Below are 22,876 nucleotides of genomic sequence, written 5' to 3'. Positions count from 1 at the left end.
GTGCGTTCCTGCACCACGCAGGTCTCCGCCGCCGGCCGCGATCTCCTCGCTGCCGAGCTGTACCGCGCCTGGGAGATCCTGGAGTCCGCCGAGGACGGCGACGACCCGCGTTCCCTGCTGTGCACGCCGCCGCCGCTACCCGAGCAGCACACCGCCTGGGCCCTCGCCTCAGTCCGCCCCGGCCCCGACCAGGGCCGGCTGCGCGGCAGGCTCCTCGCCCTGATCACCGCCCTCACCGACGCGGGCGCCGCCGACTGCCGCGTCTGGCCACGCCCGCTCACGGCCGACGGCCGCACGGGATACGCGATCGGGCTGGGCGCGACGCCACCGGACGGGCCCCGGCTGACGGAGATCGGAACGGAGCTGCTGCGCGGAATCAGGGACGCCTCGCTGGCGCCGGTGGGGCTGTCGGCGCTGCGGTCGAGCGGTGACCGGGCGTTCGCGGACGGGCCCTTCTGACAGGGACGCGAGTACGTAGGGGGATCAGCGCCCGGCGGCGTACGGGACGAAGCCCGCCCACGCGCCCTCACCGAAGGCAAGCCGTGGTCCGGGCAGGTTCTTCGAGTCGCGGACATGCACCGTGCCGGTGGCAGTCGCCACCTCGACGCAGGAGTCCCCTTCGCTGCTACTGCTGTAGCTGCTCTTGAACCACTCCAGCCCGAGAGCGCCCCCGGCAAAGGTGTTGCGGATCATGTCTCTCCCAGCAGTTGCTCGATGAAGGCCAGCGACTCCCGTGGCGAGAGAGCCTGGGCCCGGATCATCCCACAGCGCAGCTCAAGGATCCTGAGCTGCTTCGGATCGGATACCGGTCGCCCGGCAAAGGCGTCATCCGAGCGCCCCACCGCAGTGCCGTCCTCGAACTTCAATACTTCGACCCCGCCATCCATTCCCGCGTGGTCCTCGCGGCTGGTCGGCATCACCTGAATCTCGACATTCCGCAACTGCCCGACCTCCAGTAGCCGTTCGAGCTGTTGGCGCAACACCATTGTGCCCCCGATAGGACGACGCAGGGTCACCTCCTCCTGCACGAAGCTGAGCGTGGGAGCGGGCGACCTCTCAAAGATGCGCCGCCTGGCCATGCGCGCGGCCAACACCCTCGCCACTTCGTCCTCCGAGTACGCAGGCCGCCTCATCTCGAACAGAGCCCGTGCGTACTCCGGCGTCTGCAACAGGCCGTGGATGTTGTGGTTGCTGTACAACTCCATCTCAACCGCCCGCTCCTCCATCTTCGCCAGCTCCCGGATCTTCTTCGGGTACCGGACCTCCGCCACGTCCCGCTTCATCGCGGCGATCCTCCCGCCCGCGCCCAGCACGTCGTCCGCCCGGTCCAGGAACTCCGGCCGGGGGATGCGCCGCCCGCCCTCCACCTTGTAGACCAGGTCCTCCCCGTAACCGATCGCCGCCCCGAACGCGCCGGCCCGCATCCCGGCCGCCTCCCGCCAGGCCTTGATCTGGCGACCCACGGCGGCGACCACCGCAACGCCCGGCTCGTCATCGGGATCGACGTCCCAACCGGGCTCGTCCGCCCCGCCGCCGCCCTGCTCCGTACCGATCCCGTCCACACTCATCCGTGCCCCACTTCCGACGTGCGTGCCGTTCTTCCTCAACCGCCTCTGTTCCCCGCACGTCACTCCGGACAGCCGGGACAGCACTGGACAAGCCCGGGACAGTCACCGTACGCAAGGGCTTTGTCACTGGGCACGGTACGCAGAACCGGCCACGCTGAGTGACGTGAACCAACAAACCGCCACTCCCCAACGCCCCACCACCGAACGCACGTTCACCGTGCTGCTCTCCTCCACCCGCCGAGGCGCCCGGCTCGCCCGCCTCCTGGCCGTGGCCCATCTCGACCTCTGGGGGCTGCCGTCCGAGTCGGCGGCACACATCGTCGGGGAGCTCGCCGCCAACGCCACGGTCCACGGCCGCGTACCGGGCCGGGACTTCCAACTGCGCCTCACCGTCCACGCGGACGCACGGCTGCGGATCGAGGTCACGGACACCCGAGGTGACCGCCTGCCCGTCGCGGCGATCCCCGACCGGCACGCGGAGAGTGGGCGCGGCCTGCTCATCGTCGAGGCCCTCGCCGACCACTGGGGCGTCACTCCGGGCCCGGTCCCGCGCAAAACGGTCTGGGCGGAACTCGACCTCGCACCGTGACCGAAGCCACCGGGTCGCGGCCGCCCACGACCCCCTCGGCCACGACCCGGTGAGCCGCGACGCGGCCGCCCACGACGTCTAAAGGCTTTTAAAGAACTCGGGGAAATAACCCGACCCAACCCCACCCGACCCCGTCCTGACCTGCGTCACTCACACGGGTGACATATGACAACTGGGCTGGATTTGGGACGGGTTGGCTGGCATATGCTCGCCGCGACCACCACAGAACGAGACGGCCCCCGGCGAGACGCGAATCTCAACCAGGGGCCTGACCACGAGGAAATAGCCCTTCCCGATGGATACCCAGCAGGTTATCGCGCCCCCGTGCGCCCAGCCCAGCTCCCCTAGCTCTCCCGGCTCCCCCAGCACCCGGCACGACGTCACGCCGACATCCGGCGTCATCCACGTCAACACCCGCCACACCTCCGGCTTCACGGTGATCGGCAACCACCTCGCCCAGAACCGCGAACTCTCCCTCATCGCGATCGGGCTCGCCGTCCATATCCAGTCACTGCCCGCCGGGGCGAAGGTCGGCATCAAGGTGCTCACCGACCGCTTCCCGGAGAGCGAAGCCCGCATCACAGCCGCCCTGCACGAACTGGAAGACGAGGGCTACCTCCACCGCAGCCGCGTGCGACTCCCCAGCGGCCGCGTCGTCACGCGCACGGTCTCGTACAACCAGCCGCCCGGCGCCGCCGCGTCCACGACCACAGCACGGCAGCCCCAGCTCCAGCCCCGCCGAAGCAGTCCGCCGACCACACCCGCCGCCCCACCGCCACGCGAGGTCACCCCACCCGCCGCACCTCCGCCGCCCGCACCGGCACCCACGCCCGCACCCGTCCACGCACCCGTCCACGCACCCGTCCACGTACCCGTCCACGTACCGCCGCCCACCGCCCCCAGGACACCTCCCCAGCCGCTCCCCCAGCCGCACGCACCCACCGAGGAACTGCACCGGGCCGCCTCCGCGCTCCTGGCCGACCTACGCCGTCACGAACCCCAACTCACCCTCACCGAGAGCGACATCACCACCCTCACCCCCGGCATCGCCACCTGGCTCGAACGCGACACCCACCCCGACGCCATCCGCCACACCCTCACCAGCGACCTCCCCAACCCCGTCAAACACCCGGCCAAGCTCCTCCGCCACCGCATCACCACCCTCCTGCCACCCCCACTCCCCGACACCACAGCCCTCACCCCACCCCACCGCAAGACCATCACCATCCCGCTCCAGAACTGCGACACCTGCGAACGCGCCTTCCGCTCCACCGCCCCCGGCCACTGCCGCGACTGCCGAATCGAACACCCAGCCATCACACACAGCACCGCCTGACACACATCCACCCTCAACCCCGAACGGACCTGCATGGTCAGCTCACCGCACGAGGCAATGCACCGCATCTTCCAGGAGTACCCCGGCCTCTTCTCCCGCGTCTCCGAAGTCCTCGGCATCGACATCCCACAACCCACCTCAGCCACCGTCCTGCCCACCGACCTCACCGAAGCCAAACCCGTCGAACGCCGCGTCGACACCCTCCTCCGCATCGAAACAGAGACCACCGAACCCTTCCTCCTCGCCATCGAAGCCCAAAGCAAAAAAGACCCACGCAAAACAACCAGCTGGCCCTACTACGTCAGCTACCTCCACAACAAATACAACGGCCTCCCCGTCCTCCTCCTCGTCGTCTGCCAAGACCACACCACCGCCCAATGGGCCTCCCGCCCCCTCACCATCGGCCTCCCCCAATGGCCCACCCTCACCCTCAACCCCCTCGTCGCAGGCCCCCACAACATGCCCGTCATCACCGACATCGCCGAAGCCCGCAAAGACCTCGCACTCGCCACCCTCGCCGCCATCACACACGCCGACAATCCGGACGTCGGTGCCATACTGAAAACACTCTCCGCCGCACTACGCGAAGCACCCGACAACATCACAGACCCCATCGTCGAACTCACCGCACAAGGCCTGGGCAACCGCCCAGCCGCACAACAATGGAGGAACCTGGTGGCCGTGGATACCTCTTTCTACACATCCTTCATGTCAGAAGAAATCCGCGACGAAGGACGGGACGAAGGCCGAGCCCAAGGCCGCGCGGAAGGCCAGGCAACAGGCCAGGCCGAAGGCCTCCTGCTGATCCTCCAAGTACGCGGCATCGCCCTCACCGACGAGACCCGCCAAAAGATCACCACCTGCACCGACCCCCAGCTCCTGCACCGATGGCTCCACCGCGCCACCACCGCCACCACCGCCGAAGAGGTCGTCGCCGAGGACCACTGACCCCGGTCCTTGAACTCAGAGGGCGGTCGGCCCCGACCGGGGCCGACCGCCCTCTGTCCAGAAGTCCTTCATGCCGGAGAGAAGGACAGGAAAACGTGTTGGCCGCCTGCCACAGGGGTGCGACGATACGGCTGTTTTCCCACCCGGAGGGACCTTGTTCGCTTTCGTCTGTGCGCGGTGTGATGCCGAGTTGACCGCCCCGATGTCGCAGGTCTCTCTTCCGGTCCACGCCCATCAGAAATACGGGAACGGCACCCAGATGCCCGTGCTCATGGAGCCGGGAACGTTCGCTGTGGACCCGGCCCACTGGGGACCGCCTCGGCGGCCGTGGGGAGAGACCGACCCGGTGGAGGCGGAGGCCCGCGGCATCTGCGCACCGCTCCGCGCCCCGTCCGACGGCGCGACCGAGGCGATCGTGATCGCCCCCGGAGACATCCGCGGCACCCGGCTGATTCCCGAGAAGGGCGGCGGTGCCTGCTGCGGCCTCGACGCGAGCGATGGCCCCAACATGGCCTGTCAGAGGTGCGGGCTGGCCGTAGCGAGCAGGATCGACGACTGCTCGCTCTGGCAGGCGGTGAGGCTCGCTCCGGATGCCGTGCGCCGTCTCTGCGTCGGCGGGGCCGACGCGGCACCGCTGTCCTGGGAGGCGCTGTTGGAGGAGGGGCAGAGCACGCCCCCGTTCGAGCCGATCTCCACATGGGGAGGAAGAAGCCTTGGGTCGGGCCACTACTGGTCGTGGAGTCCGCGATGGGAGGCAGCGGCCGGCCACGCGCTCGCCCACCTGCTGGCGGCCTCCGGAAACCGGCCGGTGAGGGTCCCGAACGGCCTGATCGCGGACGTGTTCCAACGCGCCCTCGACTCTCTGCTGCCCATGGGACAGCCGGAACGACGCGCCGTTCTCGCCGGACCGGGAGAGCCTGCCCCCGCCGCGGACGTCGACATCCTGCTGGTGCCGGTGCATCCGCAGACGGGGCAGACCTGGGCCCCCGCCGGGCCGGCCGCATCGGTCCGCCTGGTGCCGCTGCCGCTGGGGGTGTGGCTGTGGATGGCCCTTCCCCAGCCGTACCCGCCCGTTCCCTCCTCGGGCCGTCTGCCCCGCGACGTCCTCCGTGACGACCCGCTTCCGCCCCGCCCCCGTTCTCTGTTCCGGGCCGACCGGGAAACGTTCCGGCACGCGCTGGTCCGGCTACCGGCCGTGCACAGCCTGTGGCTGCGCACGATCCTCGACAACCTCACGCAGCACAGGTTGGCCGACCTCTTCTAGGGCCTGTATTGGGCAGAGGACCGCCGACCCGGATTCCGGCTCTGACAGAATCCGGCCATGCATGTACGTACCACTCAGGCGTGGTCCCTGCGCCCCGCCACCCCCGAGGACGTCGACGCCATAGCCGAGCTCCGGGCCGTCGTGATGCGCCCGGACCTGGTCCGTCTCGGCCGCTACGACGAGCACCGGGTGCGCCGGCGGCTGCGCGACTCCTACCGGCCCGAGTACACCTCGGTGATCGTCCCCGACGGCCGTTTCGGCGGCAGCGTCACGCTGCGGCCGGTCGAGGACGGCTGGTGCCTGGAGAGCTTCTTCGTCGCCGAGGAGCTCCAGGGCAGGGGCATCGGCTCCGCGGTCCTGCGTGAGCTGCTGGCCCGTACCGACGCCGAAGGCACCCCGGTCCGGCTCAACGTGCTCCAGGGCAGCGCGGCCCGGCGGCTGTACGAGCGGCACGGGTTCACCCTGGAGCGCGAGGACCCGGTCGACGTCTACATGGTGCGCCGACCCGTACCCACTCCGTGAAAAGAAGAAGGGCCCCCTCCCGCCGCTCGCGCGACGGGAGGGGGCCCTTCTCGGTGCTCTGTGCGGAGCTACCAGGTCAGACGCTCAAGTACTTACTTGAGGATCTTGGTGACCTGGCCGGCGCCCACGGTCCGGCCACCCTCACGGATGGCGAACTTGAGGCCCTCTTCCATGGCGACCGGCTGGATCAGCGCGACGTTCATGAGGGTGTTGTCACCCGGCATGACCATCTCGGTGCCCTCGGGAAGGGTCACAACGCCCGTCACGTCCGTGGTACGGAAGTAGAACTGCGGGCGGTAGTTGTTGAAGAAGGGGGTGTGACGGCCACCCTCGTCCTTCGACAGGATGTAGGACTGGGCCTCGAACTCGGTGTGCGGCGTGACCGAACCGGGCTTGATGATGACCTGGCCGCGCTCGACGTCCTCGCGCTTGATGCCACGGAGGAGCAGACCGACGTTCTCACCGGCCTGGCCCTCGTCGAGCAGCTTGCGGAACATCTCGATGCCGGTGACCGTGGTGGTGGTCTTGTCCTGCTTGATGCCCACGATGTCAACGGTCTCGTTGACCTTGAGGACACCACGCTCGATACGACCGGTGACGACGGTGCCACGACCGGTGATCGTGAAGACGTCCTCGATCGGCATGAGGAACGGCTTCTCGACGTCACGCTCGGGCTGCGGGATCGACTCGTCGACGGCCTTCATCAGGTCGAGGACGGTCTGGCCCCACTCCTTGTCACCCTCAAGAGCCTTGAGCGCCGAGACCTTGACGACCGGAAGGTCGTCGCCCGGGAACTCGTACTCGGAGAGGAGCTCACGGACCTCGAGCTCAACGAGCTCCAGGATCTCCTCGTCGTCCACCATGTCGGCCTTGTTCAGGGCGACGACGATGTACGGAACGCCGACCTGGCGGGCCAGGAGCACGTGCTCCTTGGTCTGCGGCATCGGGCCGTCGGTCGCGGCGACGACGAGGATGGCGCCGTCCATCTGCGCCGCACCCGTGATCATGTTCTTGATGTAGTCAGCGTGACCCGGGCAGTCGACGTGAGCGTAGTGACGCTGCTCAGTCTGGTACTCGACGTGCGAGATCGAGATGGTGATGCCGCGCTGGCGCTCTTCGGGAGCCTTGTCGATCTGGTCGAAGGCCGAGGCCTCGTTCAGGTTCGGGTACGCGTCGTGAAGCACCTTGGTAATGGCGGCCGTAAGGGTCGTCTTACCGTGGTCAATGTGACCGATGGTGCCGATGTTGACGTGCGGCTTAGTCCGCTCGAACTTTGCCTTCGCCACTGGGTCCTCCTGCGGAGTGGTTCTGTACGCCTTGCTTCATCGGCGCCAGGTGATCTTTGCTGGGATGCCGGGACCCGGGGGCATCCGGCGCAGTGCTTGCGCGCTGCGCCGAATGCCCCACCGGGCTCCGGTGACAAGCCTAAAGCGTGAGCTCGGGAGAGTTACTCGCCCTTGGCCTTCGCGATGATCTCCTCGGCGACGTTCCGCGGAACCTCGGCGTAGGAGTCGAACTGCATCGAGTAGCTTGCGCGACCCGAGGTCTTGCTGCGGAGGTCTCCGACGTAGCCGAACATCTCCGAGAGGGGCACGAGGCCCTTCACGACGCGAGCGCCGCTGCGCTCCTCCATGGCCTGGATCTGGCCACGGCGGGAGTTGAGGTCGCCGATCACATCGCCCATGTAGTCCTCGGGCGTGGTGACCTCGACGGACATCATCGGCTCCATGAGCACGGGGGACGCCCTGCGGGCACCCTCCTTGAACGCCTGCGAACCGGCGATCTTGAAGGCCAGCTCCGAGGAGTCGACCTCGTGGTAACCACCGTCGAGAAGGGTGACGCGGACGCCGACCATCTCGTAACCGGCCAGGATGCCGAACTGCATGGCTTCCTGGGCACCCGCGTCCACCGAGGGGATGTACTCACGGGGGATGCGGCCACCGGTGACCTTGTTGACGAACTCGTAGGACGCGTCGCCACCCTCAATGGGCTCGATGGCGATCTGCACCTTCGCGAACTGGCCGGTACCACCAGTCTGCTTCTTGTGCGTGTAGTCGACACGCTCGACGGCCTTGCGGATCGTCTCGCGGTACGCGACCTGCGGCTTGCCGACGTTCGCCTCGACGCGGAACTCGCGCTTCATGCGGTCGACGAGCACTTCGAGGTGAAGCTCGCCCATACCACCGATGATGGTCTGGCCGGTCTCCTCGTCGGAGTGCACCTGGAAGGACGGGTCCTCCTCGGAGAGGCGCTGGATGGCAACACCCAGCTTCTCCTGGTCGCCCTTGGACTTCGGCTCGATGGCGACCTCGATGACCGGCGCCGGGAAGTCCATGGACTCCAGGATCACAGGCTTCTTGTCGTCACAGAGCGTCTCACCGGTCGTGGTCTGCTTGAGCCCCATGACAGCGATGATGTCGCCCGCGCCCACCGACGCGATCTCCTCACGCTTGTTCGCGTGCATGCGGTAGATCTTGCCGATGCGCTCCTTCTTGCCCTTGACCGAGTTCAGCACCGCGGTGCCGGCCTCGAGGCGACCGGAGTAGATCCGGACGAAGGTGAGCTTGCCGAGGTGCGGGTCGCTGGCGATCTTGAACGCGAGACCGGAGAACGGCTCGTCGTCCGAGGGACGGCGCGTGATGACGACCTCGGGGTCCTTGACGTCGTGGCCTTCGATGGCCTCGACGTCCAGGGGGGAAGGCAGGTAGCGGACGACCGCGTCGAGCAGGGGCTGGACGCCCTTGTTCTTGAACGCGGTGCCACAGAACACCGGGGTGACCGTGACGGAGTCGGCCGTGCCCTTCGACGCGAGCGTGATCCGGCGGACCGCCGCGTACAGCTGGTCCGCGGTGGGCTCGACGCCCTCCAGGTACAGCTCCATCATGTCGTCGTCGTTCTCCGAGACGGCCTCAAGGAGCTTGCCGCGCCATTCCTCGGCGGCCTCCTTGAGGTTGTCCGGGATCTCGACGGTGTCGTACATCTCGCCCTTGACGGCCTCTTCGGGGTACACGAAGGCCTTCATCGTCACGAGGTCGACGACGCCACGGAAGCCGGCCTCCGCACCGATGGGGAGCTGCATGACGATCGGGACAGCGCCGAGGCGCTGGACGATCATGTCAACACAACGGAAGAAGTCGGCACCGGTGCGGTCGAGCTTGTTGACGAAGCAGATACGCGGCACGCCGTAGCGGTCCGCCTGGCGCCAGACGGTCTCGGACTGCGGCTCGACGCCGGCCACACCGTCGAACACGGTGACGGCACCGTCGAGGACGCGGAGCGAACGCTCCACCTCGACGGTGAAGTCGACGTGACCGGGGGTGTCGATGATGTTGATGGTGTGGTCAACATCATCGAGCGGCCAGTGGCAGGTCGTCGCGGCCGACGTGATCGTGATGCCGCGCTCCTGCTCCTGCTCCATCCAGTCCATCGTGGCAGCGCCGTCGTGGACTTCACCGATCTTGTAGCTCACACCGGTGTAGAAGAGGATCCGCTCGGTGGTGGTCGTCTTCCCCGCGTCGATGTGGGCCATGATCCCAATGTTGCGGACCTTGGCCAGGTCAAGCGAAGTGGTGGCCATAAGGCTCAATCTTCTCTCGGTCTCGATGGGGTGAGCGACTACCAGCGGTAGTGCGCGAAGGCCTTGTTCGACTCGGCCATCTTGTGCGTGTCCTCGCGCTTCTTGACGGCAGCGCCAAGACCGTTGGAGGCGTCGAGCAGCTCGTTCATGAGCCGCTCCGTCATCGTCTTCTCGCGACGGGCGCGGGAGTAACCGACGACCCAGCGCAGCGCGAGAGTGGCGGCGCGACCGGGCTTGACCTCGATCGGCACCTGGTAGGTGGCGCCACCGACACGGCGGGACTTGACCTCGAGCGAGGGCTTGACGTTCTCAAGCGCGCGCTTCAGCGTGATGACCGGGTCAGCGCCGGTCTTCTCGCGGAGGCCTTCCATGGCGCCGTACACGATCCGCTCGGCGGTGGAACGCTTGCCGTTGAGCAGGATCTTGTTGATCAGCGAGGTGACAAGAGGAGAACCATAGACCGGGTCAATGATGACCGGGCGCTTCGGGGCGGGGCCCTTACGAGGCATTCTTACTTCTCCTTCTTGGCGCCGTAGCGGCTGCGGGCCTGCTTGCGGTTCTTGACACCCTGGGTGTCAAGGGAGCCGCGGATGATCTTGTAACGAACACCCGGCAGGTCCTTCACACGGCCACCACGCACGAGCACGATGGAGTGCTCCTGCAGGTTGTGTCCCTCACCCGGGATGTAGGCCGTGACCTCGATACCGGAGGTCAGACGCACACGCGCGACCTTCCGGAGTGCGGAGTTCGGCTTCTTCGGGGTGGTCGTGAACACACGCGTGCAGACGCCGCGGCGCTGGGGAGAACCCTCGAGCGCGGGCGTCTTGTTCTTCTCGACCTTGTCCTGCCGGCCCTTCCGGACCAGCTGCTGAATCGTAGGCACTACTTCTCCGGTTTCTGTGTGCCGTCGGTGAAACTAACCTGAAACATCTCCGACCCACGCGGTCGGGTGTGTCGAATACTGCGGGTCACTGCCCTGAAGGCGGTGGAAGCGCATATCACGGTGGCCAAAAACGGGCTCGCCGTGCGGTTGAGGACACGCACGCAAGCCCAGGCACACCCCAGGCACAAGGTCTGATCGTACCTACCTCATCGACTCCGGTCAAAACAAGTGCTGTCCACCCGGACAGGTCATCCGCCGGCAACCCCCGTCCGAACCCCGTGGAGGCGGCCCGTCGGCCCCGTCGCACCCGTGCCCGCACACGCCGGAGGGCGGCCACCCCGCGTACGGGATGACCGCCCTCCGGTCGTATCAGGCGACTCGCTTACTGGTTGTACGGACCGTAGTCGTAGTCCTCCAGCGGAACGGCCTGGCCGGAGCCCGTGCCGAACGGCGAGTAGTCGATGTCGTCGTAGCCGACGGCCGAGTACATCGCGGCCTTGGCCTCCTCGGTCGGCTCGACCCGGATGTTGCGGTAGCGGGACAGACCCGTACCGGCCGGGATGAGCTTACCGATGATGACGTTCTCCTTGAGGCCGATCAGGGAGTCGGACTTGGCGTTGATCGCCGCGTCCGTCAGAACCCTGGTCGTCTCCTGGAAGGAAGCCGCGGACAGCCACGACTCCGTCGCCAGCGAGGCCTTGGTGATACCCATCAGCTGCGGACGGCCGGAGGCGGGGTGACCGCCCTCGGTGACCACACGACGGTTCTCGGTCTCGAACTTCGAACGCTCGACGAGCTCGCCCGGCAGCAGCTCCGCGTCGCCGGACTCGATGATCGTCACACGGCGCAGCATCTGCCGGATGATGATCTCGATGTGCTTGTCGTGGATCGACACACCCTGCGAGTTGTAGACCTTCTGGACCTCGCCGACCAGGTGGACCTGGACCGCGCGCTGACCGAGGATCCGCAGCACGTCGTGCGGGTTGGTGGCACCCACGGTGAGCTTCTGGCCCACCTCGACGCGGTCGCCCTCGCCGACCAGCAGACGGGCGCGCTTGGAGATCGGGAAGGGGATCTCCTCGCTTCCGTCGTCCGGCGTGACGACGAGCTTCTTGGTCTTCTCGGTCTCCTCGATACGGACCCGGCCGGCGGATTCCGAGATCGGGGCGACACCCTTGGGCGTACGGGCTTCGAAGAGCTCGACGACTCGGGGCAGACCCTGGGTGATGTCGTCACCGGCCACACCACCGGTGTGGAAGGTACGCATCGTCAGCTGGGTACCGGGCTCACCGATGGACTGGGCGGCGATGATGCCGACCGCCTCACCGATGTCGACCAGCTTGCCGGTGGCGAGCGAGCGTCCGTAGCAGAAGGCACAGGTGCCGACCGCGGACTCACAGGTCAGGACCGAGCGGGTCTTGACCTCCACCACGCCGGCGCCCACCAGGGCGTCGATCAGGACGTCACCGAGGTCGACGTTGGCAGGCGCGATGACCTTGCCGTCGACGACGACGTCCTCGGCGAGCATGCGGGCGTAGACCGAGGTCTCGACGTCCTCCGTCTTGCGGAGCACGCCGTCGGCGCCCTTGACGGCGATCCTCAGCTTGAGGCCGCGGTCGGTGCCGCAGTCCTCCTCGCGGATGATCACGTCCTGCGAGACGTCCACCAGACGACGGGTCAGGTAACCCGAGTCGGCGGTACGCAGGGCGGTGTCCGCCAGACCCTTACGGGCACCGTGCGTGGAGATGAAGTACTCCAGGACGGTGAGGCCCTCACGGAAGGACGCCTTGATGGGACGGGGAATCGTCTCGTTCTTGGCGTTGGACACCAGACCACGCATACCGGCGATCTGACGCATCTGCATCATGTTTCCTCGGGCACCCGAGTCAACCATCATGAAGATGGGGTTCGTCTTGGGGAAGTTCGCGTTCATCGCCTCGGCAACCTCGTTGGTCGCCTTGGTCCAGATCGCGATGAGCTCCTGCGTGCGCTCGTCCTTGGTGATCAGACCGCGCTCGTACTGCTTCTGGACCTTCTCGTCCTGGTCCTCGTAGCCCTTGACGATGGCCTTCTTGGCCTCGGGCACGACGATGTCCGCGACGGACACGGTGACGCCGGAACGGGTGGCCCAGTGGAAGCCCGCCGCCTTCAGGTTGTCGAGCGTCGCCGCCACGATGACCTTGGGGTAGCGCTCGGCGAGGTCGTTGACGATCTCGGAGAGCTGCTTCTTGCCGACCGAGTAGTCGACGAACGGGTAGTCCTCGGGCAGCAGCTCGTTGAAGAGCGCGCGGCCCAGGCTCGTCCGCAGCCGGAAGGTGTCACCCGGCTGGTACTCGGGCTCGCCCTCCTCGGCGACCGGCGGCACCCAGCCACGCGGCGGGATGGTGCCCACCGGGAAGCGGATGTCGACGGACGACTGGAGCGCGAGCTCACCGGAGTCGAACGCCATGATCGCCTCGGCCGTGGAGCCGAACGCGCGGCCCTCGCCCTTGGTGTCACGGAGTTCACCGTCGGTGGTCAGGAAGAACAGACCCAGCACCATGTCCTGGGTCGGCATGGTGACGGGACGACCGTCGGCCGGCTTCAGGATGTTGTTCGAGGACAGCATCAGGATGCGGGCCTCGGCCTGCGCCTCCGCGGAGAGCGGCAGGTGCACGGCCATCTGGTCACCGTCGAAGTCCGCGTTGAACGCGGTGCAGACGAGCGGGTGGATCTGGATGGCCTTGCCCTCGACCAGCTGCGGCTCGAAGGCCTGGATGCCGAGACGGTGCAGCGTGGGCGCACGGTTCAGGAGAACCGGGTGCTCCGCGATGACCTCTTCCAGGACGTCGTACACGACCGTGCGGCCGCGCTCGACCATGCGCTTGGCCGACTTGATGTTCTGCGCGTGGTTCAGGTCCACCAGGCGCTTCATCACGAACGGCTTGAAGAGCTCCAGCGCCATGGCCTTCGGCAGACCGCACTGGTGCAGCTTGAGCTGCGGGCCGACGACGATCACGGAACGCGCGGAGTAGTCCACGCGCTTGCCGAGGAGGTTCTGACGGAAACGGCCCTGCTTGCCCTTCAGCATGTCGCTGAGGGACTTGAGCGGGCGGTTACCGGGACCGGTGACCGGGCGACCGCGGCGGCCGTTGTCGAACAGCGCGTCGACGGCCTCCTGCAGCATCCGCTTCTCGTTGTTCACGATGATCTCGGGGGCACCGAGGTCAAGGAGACGCTTGAGGCGGTTGTTGCGGTTGATCACACGGCGGTACAGGTCGTTCAGGTCGGAGGTCGCGAAGCGGCCACCGTCCAGCTGCACCATCGGACGCAGGTCCGGCGGGATGACCGGCACGCAGTCGAGCACCATGCCCTTGGGCTTGTTGCTGGTCTGCAGGAACGCGGAGACGACCTTGAGGCGCTTGAGCGCACGGGTCTTCTTCTGGCCCTTGCCGGTGCGGATGATCTCGCGGAGGCGCTCGGCCTCCTCGTCGAGGTCGAAGGACTCCAGGCGCTTCTGCAGAGCAGCGGCACCCATGCAGCCGTCGAAGTACGTGCCGAAGCGGTCACGCAGCTCGCGGTAGAGCAGCTCGTCGCCCTCGAGGTCCTGGACCTTGAGGTTCTTGAAGCGGCTCCACACCTCGTCGAGACGGTCGATCTCGCGCTGCGCACGGTCGCGCAGCTGCTTCATCTCGCGCTCGGCGCCTTCGCGCACCTTGCGGCGCACATCGGCCTTGGCGCCCTCGGCCTCCAGCTCGCCGAGGTCGGTCTCGAGCTTCTTGGCGCGGTTCTCCAGGTCGGAGTCGCGACGGTTCTCGACCTGCTGGCGCTCGACGGAGACGTGCGCCTCCAGCGACGGGAGGTCGCGGGTACGGCGCTCCTCGTCGACGAACGTGATCATGTAAGCGGCGAAGTAGATGACCTTTTCGAGGTCCTTCGGCGCGAGGTCCAGCAGGTAGCCCAGTCGGGACGGGACGCCCTTGAAGTACCAGATGTGAGTGACGGGAGCGGCAAGCTCGATGTGGCCCATGCGCTCACGGCGCACCTTGGCGCGAGTTACCTCGACGCCACAGCGCTCACAGATGATGCCCTTGAAGCGGACACGCTTGTACTTGCCGCAGTAGCACTCCCAGTCCCGGGTCGGACCGAAGATCTTCTCGCAGAAGAGTCCGTCCTTTTCGGGCTTGAGCGTGCGGTAGTTGATGGTCTCCGGCTTCTTCACTTCGCCGTGGGACCAGGTCCGGATGTCGTCCGCGGTGGCAAGGCCGATCCGCAGCTCGTCGAAGAAGTTGACGTCGAGCACTTGTCGTCAATCCCTCTTTCGGGGGTTCGAGCCCCCTCGCTTCACGCGAGAAATCGGGGCACTTCAGCAATGGTCTGAACGGGTCCGGGGAGAGCCGGCCGGATCACGTGGATCCGGCCGGCCAACCCGTCAGACCTCTTCGACGCTGCTCGGCTCGCGCCGGGACAGGTCGATTCCGAGCTCCTCCGCCGCGCGGAAGACGTCCTCGTCCGTGTCGCGCATCTCGATGGACATGCCGTCCGAGGACAGCACCTCCACGTTGAGGCAGAGCGACTGCATTTCCTTGATGAGCACCTTGAAGGACTCGGGAATGCCGGGCTCGGGGATGTTCTCGCCCTTGACGATGGCCTCGTAGACCTTCACGCGGCCGGTCACGTCGTCGGACTTGATCGTCAGCAGCTCCTGGAGGGCGTATGCGGCGCCATAAGCTTCAAGGGCCCACACCTCCATTTCACCGAAGCGCTGTCCACCGAACTGAGCCTTACCACCCAGCGGCTGCTGGGTGATCATGGAGTACGGACCCGTCGAACGAGCGTGGAGCTTGTCGTCGACGAGGTGGTGGAGCTTGAGGATGTACATGAAGCCGACCGAGACCGGCTCGGGGAACGGCTCGCCGGAGCGGCCGTCGAACAGGTTGGCCTTGCCCGAGGGCTGGACCAGCCGGTCGCCGTCGCGGTTCGGGATCGTGGCCTGGAAGAGGCCGGTGATCTCGTCCTCACGGGCACCGTCGAAGACCGGGGTCGCGACGTTGGTGCCGGGGGCGACCTGGTCGGCGCCGATGGTCTGGAGGCGCTTGGCCCACTCCTCACCGAGGCCGGAGACGTCCCAGCCGCGGCTGGCGAGCCAGCCGAGGTGGATCTCCAGGACCTGTCCCGGGTTCATTCGGGACGGGACACCCAGCGGGTTGAGGATGATGTCGACCGGGGTGCCGTCCTCCAGGAACGGCATGTCCTCGATCGGCAGGATCTTCGAGATGACGCCCTTGTTGCCGTGACGGCCGGCGAGCTTGTCACCATCGGTGATCTTGCGCTTCTGCGCGACGTAGACGCGCACCAGCTGGTTCACGCCCGGCGGCAGCTCGTCGCCCTCTTCGCGGTCGAAGACGCGGACGCCGATGACCTTGCCGATCTCACCGTGCGGCACCTTCAGCGAGGTGTCGCGCACTTCGCGCGCCTTCTCACCGAAGATCGCGCGGAGCAGGCGCTCCTCGGGGGTCAGCTCGGTCTCGCCCTTGGGCGTGACCTTGCCGACGAGGATGTCACCGGCGACGACCTCGGCACCGATCCGGATGATGCCGCGCTCGTCGAGGTCCGCGAGGACCTCTTCGGAGACGTTCGGGATGTCCCGGGTGATCTCCTCCGGGCCGAGCTTGGTGTCACGGGCGTCGACCTCGTGCTCCTCGATGTGAATCGAGGAGAGGACGTCGTCCTGCACGAGGCGCTGCGACAGGATGATCGCGTCCTCGTAGTTGTGACCCTCCCACGGCATGAACGCCACGAGCAGGTTCTTGCCCAGGGCCATCTCACCGTTCTCGGTGGCCGGACCGTCGGCGAGCACCTGGCCCTCGACAACCCGGTCGCCCTCGGAGACGACGACCTTCTGGTTGACCGAGGTGCCCTGGTTGGAGCGCATGAACTTCGCGATGCGGTACGTGGTGTACGTGCCGTCGTCGTTGGTCACGGTGATGTAGTCCGCGGAGACCTCCTGGACCACACCGTCCTTCTCGGCCTTCAGCACGTCACCGGCGTCGGTGGCGCAGCGGTACTCCATGCCGGTGCCGACCAGCGGTGCCTCGGACTTGATGAGCGGCACCGCCTGACGCATCATGTTCGCGCCCATGAGGGCACGGTTGGCGTCGTCGTGCTCCAGGAACGGGATCATCGCGGTGGCGACGGACACCATCTGGCGCGGCGAGACGTCCATGTAGTCGACTTCGGTGCCGGGCACGTAGTCGACCTCTCCGCCACGACGGCGGACCAGGACGCGGGGCTCGGTGAAGCGCAGCTCTTCGGAGAGCGTCGCGTTCGCCTGGGCGATGACGTAACGGTCTTCCTCGTCGGCCGTGACGTAGTCGACCTCGTCGGTGACCTGGCCGTCGACGACCTTGCGGTACGGCGTCTCGATGAAACCGAACGCGTTGACGCGTCCGTACGAGGCGAGCGAACCGATCAGACCGATGTTCGGGCCCTCAGGGGTCTCGATCGGGCACATGCGTCCGTAGTGGGACGGGTGCACGTCACGGACCTCGAAGCCGGCCCGCTCACGGGAGAGACCACCCGGGCCAAGAGCCGACAGGCGGCGCTTGTGGGTGAGACCCGACAGCGGGTTGTTCTGGTCCATGAACTGCGACAGCTGGCTGGTGCCGAAGAACTCCTTGATGGAGGCGACGACCGGCCGGATGTTGATCAGGGTCTGCGGCGTGATGGCCTCGACGTCCTGAGTCGTCATGCGCTCACGCACGACGCGCTCCATCCGCGCCAGGCCCGTACGGACCTGGTTCTGGATGAGCTCGCCGACGTTGCGCAGACGACGGTTGCCGAAGTGGTCGATGTCGTCGGTCTCGACGACGATCGAACGGCCGGACTCGCCGACGGTCTCGGTCTCCCCGGCGTGCAGCTTCACCAGGTACTTGATGGTCGCGATGATGTCGTCGCTGGTGAGGACACCGGCGTCGAGCGGCTCGTCCGCGCCGAGCTTCTTGTTCACCTTGTAGCGGCCGACCTTCGCGAGGTCGTAGCGCTTCGGGTTGAAGTAGAGGTTCTCGAGCAGCGTCTGAGCAGCTTCGCGGGTGGGCGGCTCGCCCGGACGCAGCTTGCGGTAGATGTCGAGCAGTGCGTCGTCCTGGCCCTGGGTGTGGTCCTTCTCCAGGGTGGCGCGCATCGACTCGTACTCGCCGAACTCCTCCAGGATCTGCTCGGTGGTCCAGCCGAGAGCCTTCAGGAGGACGGTGACGGACTGCTTGCGCTTGCGGTCGATGCGGACACCGACCATGTCGCGCTTGTCGATCTCCATCTCCAGCCAGGCACCCCGGGAAGGGATGATCTTGGCGGAGAAGATGTCCTTGTCGGACGTCTTGTCGATCGAGGAGTCGAAGTAGACACCCGGCGAGCGGACCAGCTGCGACACGACGACACGCTCGGTGCCGTTGATGACGAAGGTGCCCTTGTTGGTCATGAGCGGGAAATCGCCCATGAAGACCGTCTGGGACTTGATCTCGCCGGTCTCGTTGTTGGTGAACTCGGCCGTGACGAAGAGCGGGGCGGCGAACGTGAAGTCGCGCTCCTTGCACTCGTCGATCGAGTTCTTCGGGGGCTCGAAGCGGTGGTCGCGGAACGTAAGCGACATCGACCCGGAGAAGTCCTCGATCGGTGAAATCTCCTCGAAGATCTCCTCCAGGCCGGACTTGGTGGGGACGTCTTGTCCACTGTCCAGAGCAGCCTCGACGCGAGCCTTCCAGGCGGCGTTACCGAGGAGCCAGTCAAAGCTCTCGGTCTGCAGCGCGAGGAGGTTCGGAACCTCGAGGGGCTCCTTGATCTTTGCAAAAGAGATGCGCAGCGGGGCGGTGCTGGCGCCGTTGTTCGTATTCGCGGTCGAGGCGTTGCGCGAGGCGGCCAAGAGGGGGTCCTTCCGAGGGCTCGGACTCACTACGCGCGTACCGGTCCCAAACTGGACACATGGATAGATGTCCCTTTTCAGGGATGCTCAGTCCACGGTGCACAAGATGGGTATGCCCCTGGTGACGGGCAGGAGGCAGCTAACAGGCAGCGCAAAGGGTCAGTGTAGCCAAGAGGCACACTGATGTCCAGTCGGGGTTCTCAGAGACCCACGTTGCTCTCAACAGCTTGTTCTCAACACCTATGTCTAGCCCTGCATGAGTCGCGCTCTTCTTTACTGCCCTGTTCGCCGTCGATCCATGCCTCGGATCCGGATCGATGTGATGACGCGCCTTGAGAATTGCGCGCCTCGTGCGGTTCGTCAAGGCCCCCCAGCCGGGACAGGCCCGGGAGACCCGTACACGCCGCCCCTCGGCGCCGTCCGCGCTCCCCTCCGAGAGGCGCACGGCGAAGATCACCATACTCGTCAGCACGGGAAGAGCAAGGCACCCCCACGGGTACGCCGAAAGGCGATCACCCGTACGGGTGATCGCCTTTCGCGATGTGACGTCCGTGCCTCGCGGCACGGGGGTCCAGACGAGTCAGAAGACTCGCAGGGTCACTTGACCTCGACGGAGGCGCCGGCGCCCTTGAGGGACTCGGCAGCCTTCTCGGCGGCCTCCTTGGCGACCTTCTCCAGGACGGGCTTCGGGGCGCCGTCCACGAGGTCCTTGGCCTCCTTGAGGCCGAGCGAGGTCAGCTCACGCACGACCTTGATGACCTGGATCTTCTTCTCGCCGGCACCCGTGAGGATGACGTCGAACTCGTCCTGCTCGGCCTCGGCCTCGGCGGCGGGGCCACCGGCGGCGGGACCGGCGACGGCGACGGCCGCGGCGGCGGTGACGTCGAACTTCTCCTCGAAGGCCTTCACGAAGCCGGAGAGCTCGATGAGGGTCATGTCTTCGAACTGCGCGAGCAGGTCGTCCTGGGACAGCTTCGCCATGATAGGCGTCCTTCCACTATTCGGCAGGTGCCGGATGTATATGTCGGCGGGCGTACGTGGCGCCCGCTGGACCGCTGAGCGAAATTACTCGGCGGCCTCGACGGGAGCCGGCGTGCCGGCACCGTCCTGCTCTTCCTTCTTGGCGCGAAGCGCTTCCGCGGTGCGGACGAACTTCGACGGCAGAGCCTGGAAGAGCTGCGCAGCCTGAGTCTGCTTGCCCTTCATGGCACCGGCCAGCTTGGCGAGCAGAACCTCGCGGGACTCGAGGTCCGCGAGCTTCTTGAACTCATCGGCGGACAGCGCCTTGCCATCAAGGACACCGCCCTTGATGACGAGGTTCGGGTTGTCCTTGGCGAAGTCACGAAGACCCTTCGCCGACGTCACCGGGTCACCGGTGACGAAGGCAACCGCCGTCGGACCTGTGAACAGGTCGTCGAGCGTGTCGATCCCGGCCTCGTTGGCCGCAATCTTGGTCAGCGTGTTCTTCACCACGGCGTACTGGGCGTTCTCACCGAGCGAACGGCGCAGCTCCTTGAGCTGGGCCACGGTGAGACCCCGGTACTCGGTCAGCACAGCGGCGTTCGAGCTGCGGAACTGGTCCGCGAGCTCGGCTACCGCGGCAGCCTTGTCGGGCCTTGCCATGAGCGTCGGCCTCCTTCCGGGTGATGAGGACCGCTCAGAAGGGGCCGGAAAAGACGAAACGCCCCGGCACAGGTGCCAGGGCGTAGCTCAACCGCACGAAGTCCGGGAGCTTTCCACAGTCACCTGCGCAGGTCGTCCGTGTTCAACGGATCCTTCGGTTGCTGTTCCCCCTTGCGGGAGTGCAGCAACGACCAGCGGTCTTTGGCTTCTGCAGAAGAATACGCGACCGGGGTCGCGCCGAGCAAATCCGTCCCGCTCCGGCTGCCGCGGGTGGTTCAGGACGCGCCGCCGGACGCGCCCTGCTGCTGCTTCAGGAGCTCGGAGAAGTCGACGCTGTCGGAGGCCGGCGGCCGCTCGACCGACACCTTGGTGCCGTAGTCGCTGTAGAACACCGTTGAGTTGAGCTCGCCGGTCTTCATCTGGCCGCGCTCGGTCTTCTTCACCAGCAGGTCGTTCTTGTCGACCCAGATGTCGACCTTCTCCGTGCTGATCCCGGCGTCGTTGAGCTGCTTCTTGAACGCGGCGAGCTGGCCGGCGTCCAGCTCGGAGTTCTTGGCGGTCAGCTCGGCCACGTCGACCGTGCCGGAGTAGTGCGTGGTGGCGACACCCCGGACGTCCTCCTGGCCCACCTTCTTCACGTCCCCGGAGGCCAGCAGCGCCTTCACCCCCTGGTCGGGGGTGGTGTTCTGCATCTGGTCCTTCATCACCTCGCCCGAGGCGCCGGAGAGCTCGGCGAGGTCCTCGTAGCTGTAGTTGATCCAGTGCTTGCCACCGGCCTGCTGGGCGAAGACCTCGCCCATGTTGGCCGCGTAGCCGTCCTTGAAGTAGCGCGCCTGCATCGTGCCGTCGCTGCCGGCCTGCTTCAGGGTGTCCGCCATGGTGCCGCCGGTGTACTTGATCTCCATGACGCCGCTGATGCCGTCCGACCAGTCGATGGCGCCGGTCTGCTTCATGGACATCTGGCTGCCCATCTCGGTGGTGCCCTCGACCTTCGCCGAGTGCGCCCCACCGGTCTTCTTCTGCACCGCGAGCAGTGCGGCGATCGGTTCGGCCTTCGTCGCCGCCGCGCCGCCCTCGCTCTTGCTCTTGCTGTCCGATCCGCCGCAGGCCGCGACCGACGTCAGCGCCGCTGCCACTGCCACGGACAGACCCACGCGCCGTACGGTACTTGTCCTCATATCCGCTCCCACCCCTTTGTCCGGCTCTCGGTGACCTCACGCTAACGCACGGCTCCGACAGTCCACTGGTACGTATCAACGAGGACGGGCCCCGCACCTCGAAAGGTTGCGGGGCCCGTCAATGTCACACGTGACGCGGCGGTCGTACGAGCACAAGGGCTCAGACGGAGGCCGGGTCCTCCTCGACGAGGAGGTTACGGGTGCGGTTGGAGTCCAGCGGGATGCCGGGGCCCATCGTGGTGGCCAGGGTGGCCTTCTTGATGTAGCGGCCCTTGGCGGCGGACGGCTTCAGACGGAGGATCTCGTCCAGCGCCGCTGCGTAGTTCTCCACCAGCTTGGTCTCGTCGAACGAGGTCTTGCCGATGATGAAGTGCAGGTTCGAGTGCTTGTCGACGCGGAACTCGATCTTGCCGCCCTTGATGTCGTTGACAGCCTTCACGACATCGGGGGTGACGGTGCCGGTCTTCGGGTTCGGCATCAGACCACGCGGACCGAGCACGCGGCCCAGGCGGCCGACCTTGCCCATGAGGTCCGGGGTCGCGACGACGGCGTCGAAGTCCAGACGGCCCTTCGCCACCTCGTCGATGAGCTCGTCGGCGCCGACGATGTCGGCGCCCGCGGCTTCCGCGGCCGCAGCACGGTCACCGGTCGCGAAGACCAGGACCCGGGCGGTCTTGCCGGTGCCGTGCGGGAGGTTCACGGTGCCACGGACCATCTGGTCGGCCTTGCGAGGGTCGACACCCAGGGCAAAGGCGACCTCGACGGTGCTGTCGAACTTCGTGGAGGCGGTGTCCTTGGCGATACGGACGGCCTCGAGCGGGGCGTAGTTGCGCGCCCGGTCGATCTTGGCGTCCGCAGCGCGGAGGTTCTTGCTGCGCTTCACTTCTACTCCTGTGGTTTCAGAGTGTGGAGTCGTGGTGCGGACCAGCGCTTGGTCCTACCACTGAGGGCGGTGGGGCTGAATCAGCCTTCGACCGTGACGCCCATGGAGCGGGCGGTGCCGGCAATGATCTTCGACGCGGCGTCGAGGTCATTGGCGTTCAGGTCGGGGAGCTTCGTCGTGGCGATCTCGCGGACCTGGGCGGCCGTCAGCTTGGCAACCTTGGTCTTGTGCGGCTCGCCGGAGCCCTTGTCCACACCCGCGGCCTTGAGGATCAGCTTGGCGGCCGGCGGAGTCTTGGTGATGAAGGTGAAGGAGCGGTCGTCGTAGACCGTGATCTCCACCGGCACGACCATGCCACGCTGCGACTCGGTCGCGGCGTTGTAGGCCTTGCAGAACTCCATGATGTTGACGCCGTGCTGACCCAGTGCGGGGCCGACCGGCGGGGCCGGGTTGGCCGCACCGGCGTTGATCTGGAGCTTGATAAGCCCCGTGACCTTCTTCTTCTTGGGAGGCATGTGCTCTCTCCGGGTCCTAGTGAGAGTTTTCGCCGTCATCCGGTCATCCGGATGCAGGCATACCGCACAACGATAACGGGTATAGCTGCGCGA

19 protein-coding genes are annotated in these 22,876 nt (G+C 66.7%); 6 read left to right on the top strand and 13 right to left on the bottom strand.

Annotated elements, in window-relative coordinates:
* A complete protein-coding gene (locus tag ACZ6S6_RS26485) occupies positions 1-459 on the top strand; it encodes a hypothetical protein (protein WP_469707113.1) in 459 nt (152 codons plus the stop codon).
* A 24-nt stretch (positions 460-483) separates the two neighbouring features.
* Here the strand turns inward: ACZ6S6_RS26485 and ACZ6S6_RS26480 are convergent, their stop codons facing one another.
* Positions 484-693, bottom strand: a complete 210-nt coding sequence (locus ACZ6S6_RS26480; RefSeq protein ID WP_469707112.1) for a DUF397 domain-containing protein — start codon at positions 691-693, stop codon at positions 484-486.
* Positions 690-1,568, bottom strand: coding sequence for a helix-turn-helix domain-containing protein (locus tag ACZ6S6_RS26475; RefSeq protein WP_362967415.1), 879 nt, complete (start codon positions 1,566-1,568; stop codon positions 690-692). Before ACZ6S6_RS26475 ends, ACZ6S6_RS26480 begins: the two co-directional genes overlap by 4 nt.
* Positions 1,569-1,731: 163 nt before the next feature.
* Here ACZ6S6_RS26475 and ACZ6S6_RS26470 point away from each other — a divergent pair, with 163 nt between their 5' ends.
* From ACZ6S6_RS26470 to ACZ6S6_RS26450, 5 genes are all read left to right on the top strand, one after another.
* The gene (locus ACZ6S6_RS26470) at positions 1,732-2,157 is read left to right on the top strand and encodes an ATP-binding protein (RefSeq protein WP_362967413.1); all 426 of its coding nucleotides are present in this window, start codon (positions 1,732-1,734) and stop codon (positions 2,155-2,157) included.
* 295 nt (positions 2,158-2,452) lie between these two features.
* Positions 2,453-3,493 carry a helix-turn-helix domain-containing protein gene (locus ACZ6S6_RS26465; RefSeq protein ID WP_469707111.1) on the top strand — a complete coding sequence of 347 codons (1,041 nt, stop codon included), beginning with the start codon at positions 2,453-2,455 and terminating at the stop codon, positions 3,491-3,493.
* A 33-nt stretch (positions 3,494-3,526) separates the two neighbouring features.
* On the top strand, positions 3,527-4,441 hold the full coding sequence (locus ACZ6S6_RS26460) for an RpnC/YadD family protein (RefSeq protein WP_469707110.1): 915 nt from the start codon (positions 3,527-3,529) through the stop codon (positions 4,439-4,441).
* A gap of 154 nt (positions 4,442-4,595) precedes the next feature.
* Positions 4,596-5,705, top strand: a complete 1,110-nt coding sequence (locus ACZ6S6_RS26455) for a hypothetical protein (RefSeq protein ID WP_362960680.1) — start codon at positions 4,596-4,598, stop codon at positions 5,703-5,705.
* Between the two features lie 57 nt (positions 5,706-5,762).
* A complete protein-coding gene (locus tag ACZ6S6_RS26450) occupies positions 5,763-6,227 on the top strand; it encodes a GNAT family N-acetyltransferase (protein ID WP_362960677.1) in 465 nt (154 codons plus the stop codon).
* Between the two features lie 92 nt (positions 6,228-6,319).
* On the opposite strand, the gene tuf is transcribed toward ACZ6S6_RS26450, so the two are convergent.
* The 11 genes from tuf to rplK form a co-directional block, all read right to left on the bottom strand.
* A complete protein-coding gene (gene tuf / locus ACZ6S6_RS26445; RefSeq protein ID WP_362960674.1) occupies positions 6,320-7,513 on the bottom strand; it encodes an elongation factor Tu in 1,194 nt (397 codons plus the stop codon).
* Between the two features lie 161 nt (positions 7,514-7,674).
* Complete coding sequence (gene fusA, locus ACZ6S6_RS26440) at positions 7,675-9,804, bottom strand: elongation factor G (RefSeq protein WP_362960671.1); 2,130 nt, start codon at positions 9,802-9,804, stop codon at positions 7,675-7,677.
* Between the two features lie 38 nt (positions 9,805-9,842).
* The gene (rpsG, locus tag ACZ6S6_RS26435) at positions 9,843-10,313 is read right to left on the bottom strand and encodes a 30S ribosomal protein S7 (RefSeq protein ID WP_014047773.1); all 471 of its coding nucleotides are present in this window, start codon (positions 10,311-10,313) and stop codon (positions 9,843-9,845) included.
* A gap of 2 nt (positions 10,314-10,315) precedes the next feature.
* The gene (rpsL, locus tag ACZ6S6_RS26430) at positions 10,316-10,687 is read right to left on the bottom strand and encodes a 30S ribosomal protein S12 (RefSeq protein ID WP_003948652.1); all 372 of its coding nucleotides are present in this window, start codon (positions 10,685-10,687) and stop codon (positions 10,316-10,318) included.
* A gap of 382 nt (positions 10,688-11,069) precedes the next feature.
* Positions 11,070-14,969 (bottom strand): DNA-directed RNA polymerase subunit beta', encoded by a 3,900-nt coding sequence (locus ACZ6S6_RS26425; protein WP_362960669.1) that lies wholly within the window; start codon positions 14,967-14,969, stop codon positions 11,070-11,072.
* Positions 14,970-15,098: 129 nt separating this feature from the next.
* On the bottom strand, positions 15,099-18,584 hold the full coding sequence (rpoB, locus tag ACZ6S6_RS26420; protein WP_362960666.1) for a DNA-directed RNA polymerase subunit beta: 3,486 nt from the start codon (positions 18,582-18,584) through the stop codon (positions 15,099-15,101).
* A 597-nt stretch (positions 18,585-19,181) separates the two neighbouring features.
* Positions 19,182-19,565, bottom strand: coding sequence for a 50S ribosomal protein L7/L12 (gene rplL / locus ACZ6S6_RS26415; RefSeq protein ID WP_073732691.1), 384 nt, complete (start codon positions 19,563-19,565; stop codon positions 19,182-19,184).
* Positions 19,566-19,649: 84 nt separating this feature from the next.
* Entirely contained in the window at positions 19,650-20,207 is a 558-nt protein-coding gene (gene rplJ / locus ACZ6S6_RS26410) for a 50S ribosomal protein L10 (protein WP_362960663.1), read from the bottom strand.
* Positions 20,208-20,482: 275 nt separating this feature from the next.
* On the bottom strand, positions 20,483-21,385 hold the full coding sequence (locus tag ACZ6S6_RS26405; protein ID WP_362960660.1) for an SCO4651 family lipoprotein: 903 nt from the start codon (positions 21,383-21,385) through the stop codon (positions 20,483-20,485).
* 160 nt (positions 21,386-21,545) lie between these two features.
* The gene (gene rplA, locus ACZ6S6_RS26400) at positions 21,546-22,268 is read right to left on the bottom strand and encodes a 50S ribosomal protein L1 (RefSeq protein WP_123461041.1); all 723 of its coding nucleotides are present in this window, start codon (positions 22,266-22,268) and stop codon (positions 21,546-21,548) included.
* Between the two features lie 80 nt (positions 22,269-22,348).
* On the bottom strand, positions 22,349-22,783 hold the full coding sequence (rplK, locus tag ACZ6S6_RS26395; protein WP_362960657.1) for a 50S ribosomal protein L11: 435 nt from the start codon (positions 22,781-22,783) through the stop codon (positions 22,349-22,351).
* Between the last annotated feature and the right edge of the window lie 93 nt (positions 22,784-22,876).

The sequence above is a fragment of the Streptomyces sp. NPDC048671 genome (genome assembly GCF_055587045.1).
Note: the sequence above shows the minus strand (reverse complement) of the source record. Positions and strands in the feature narration are given on the sequence as shown.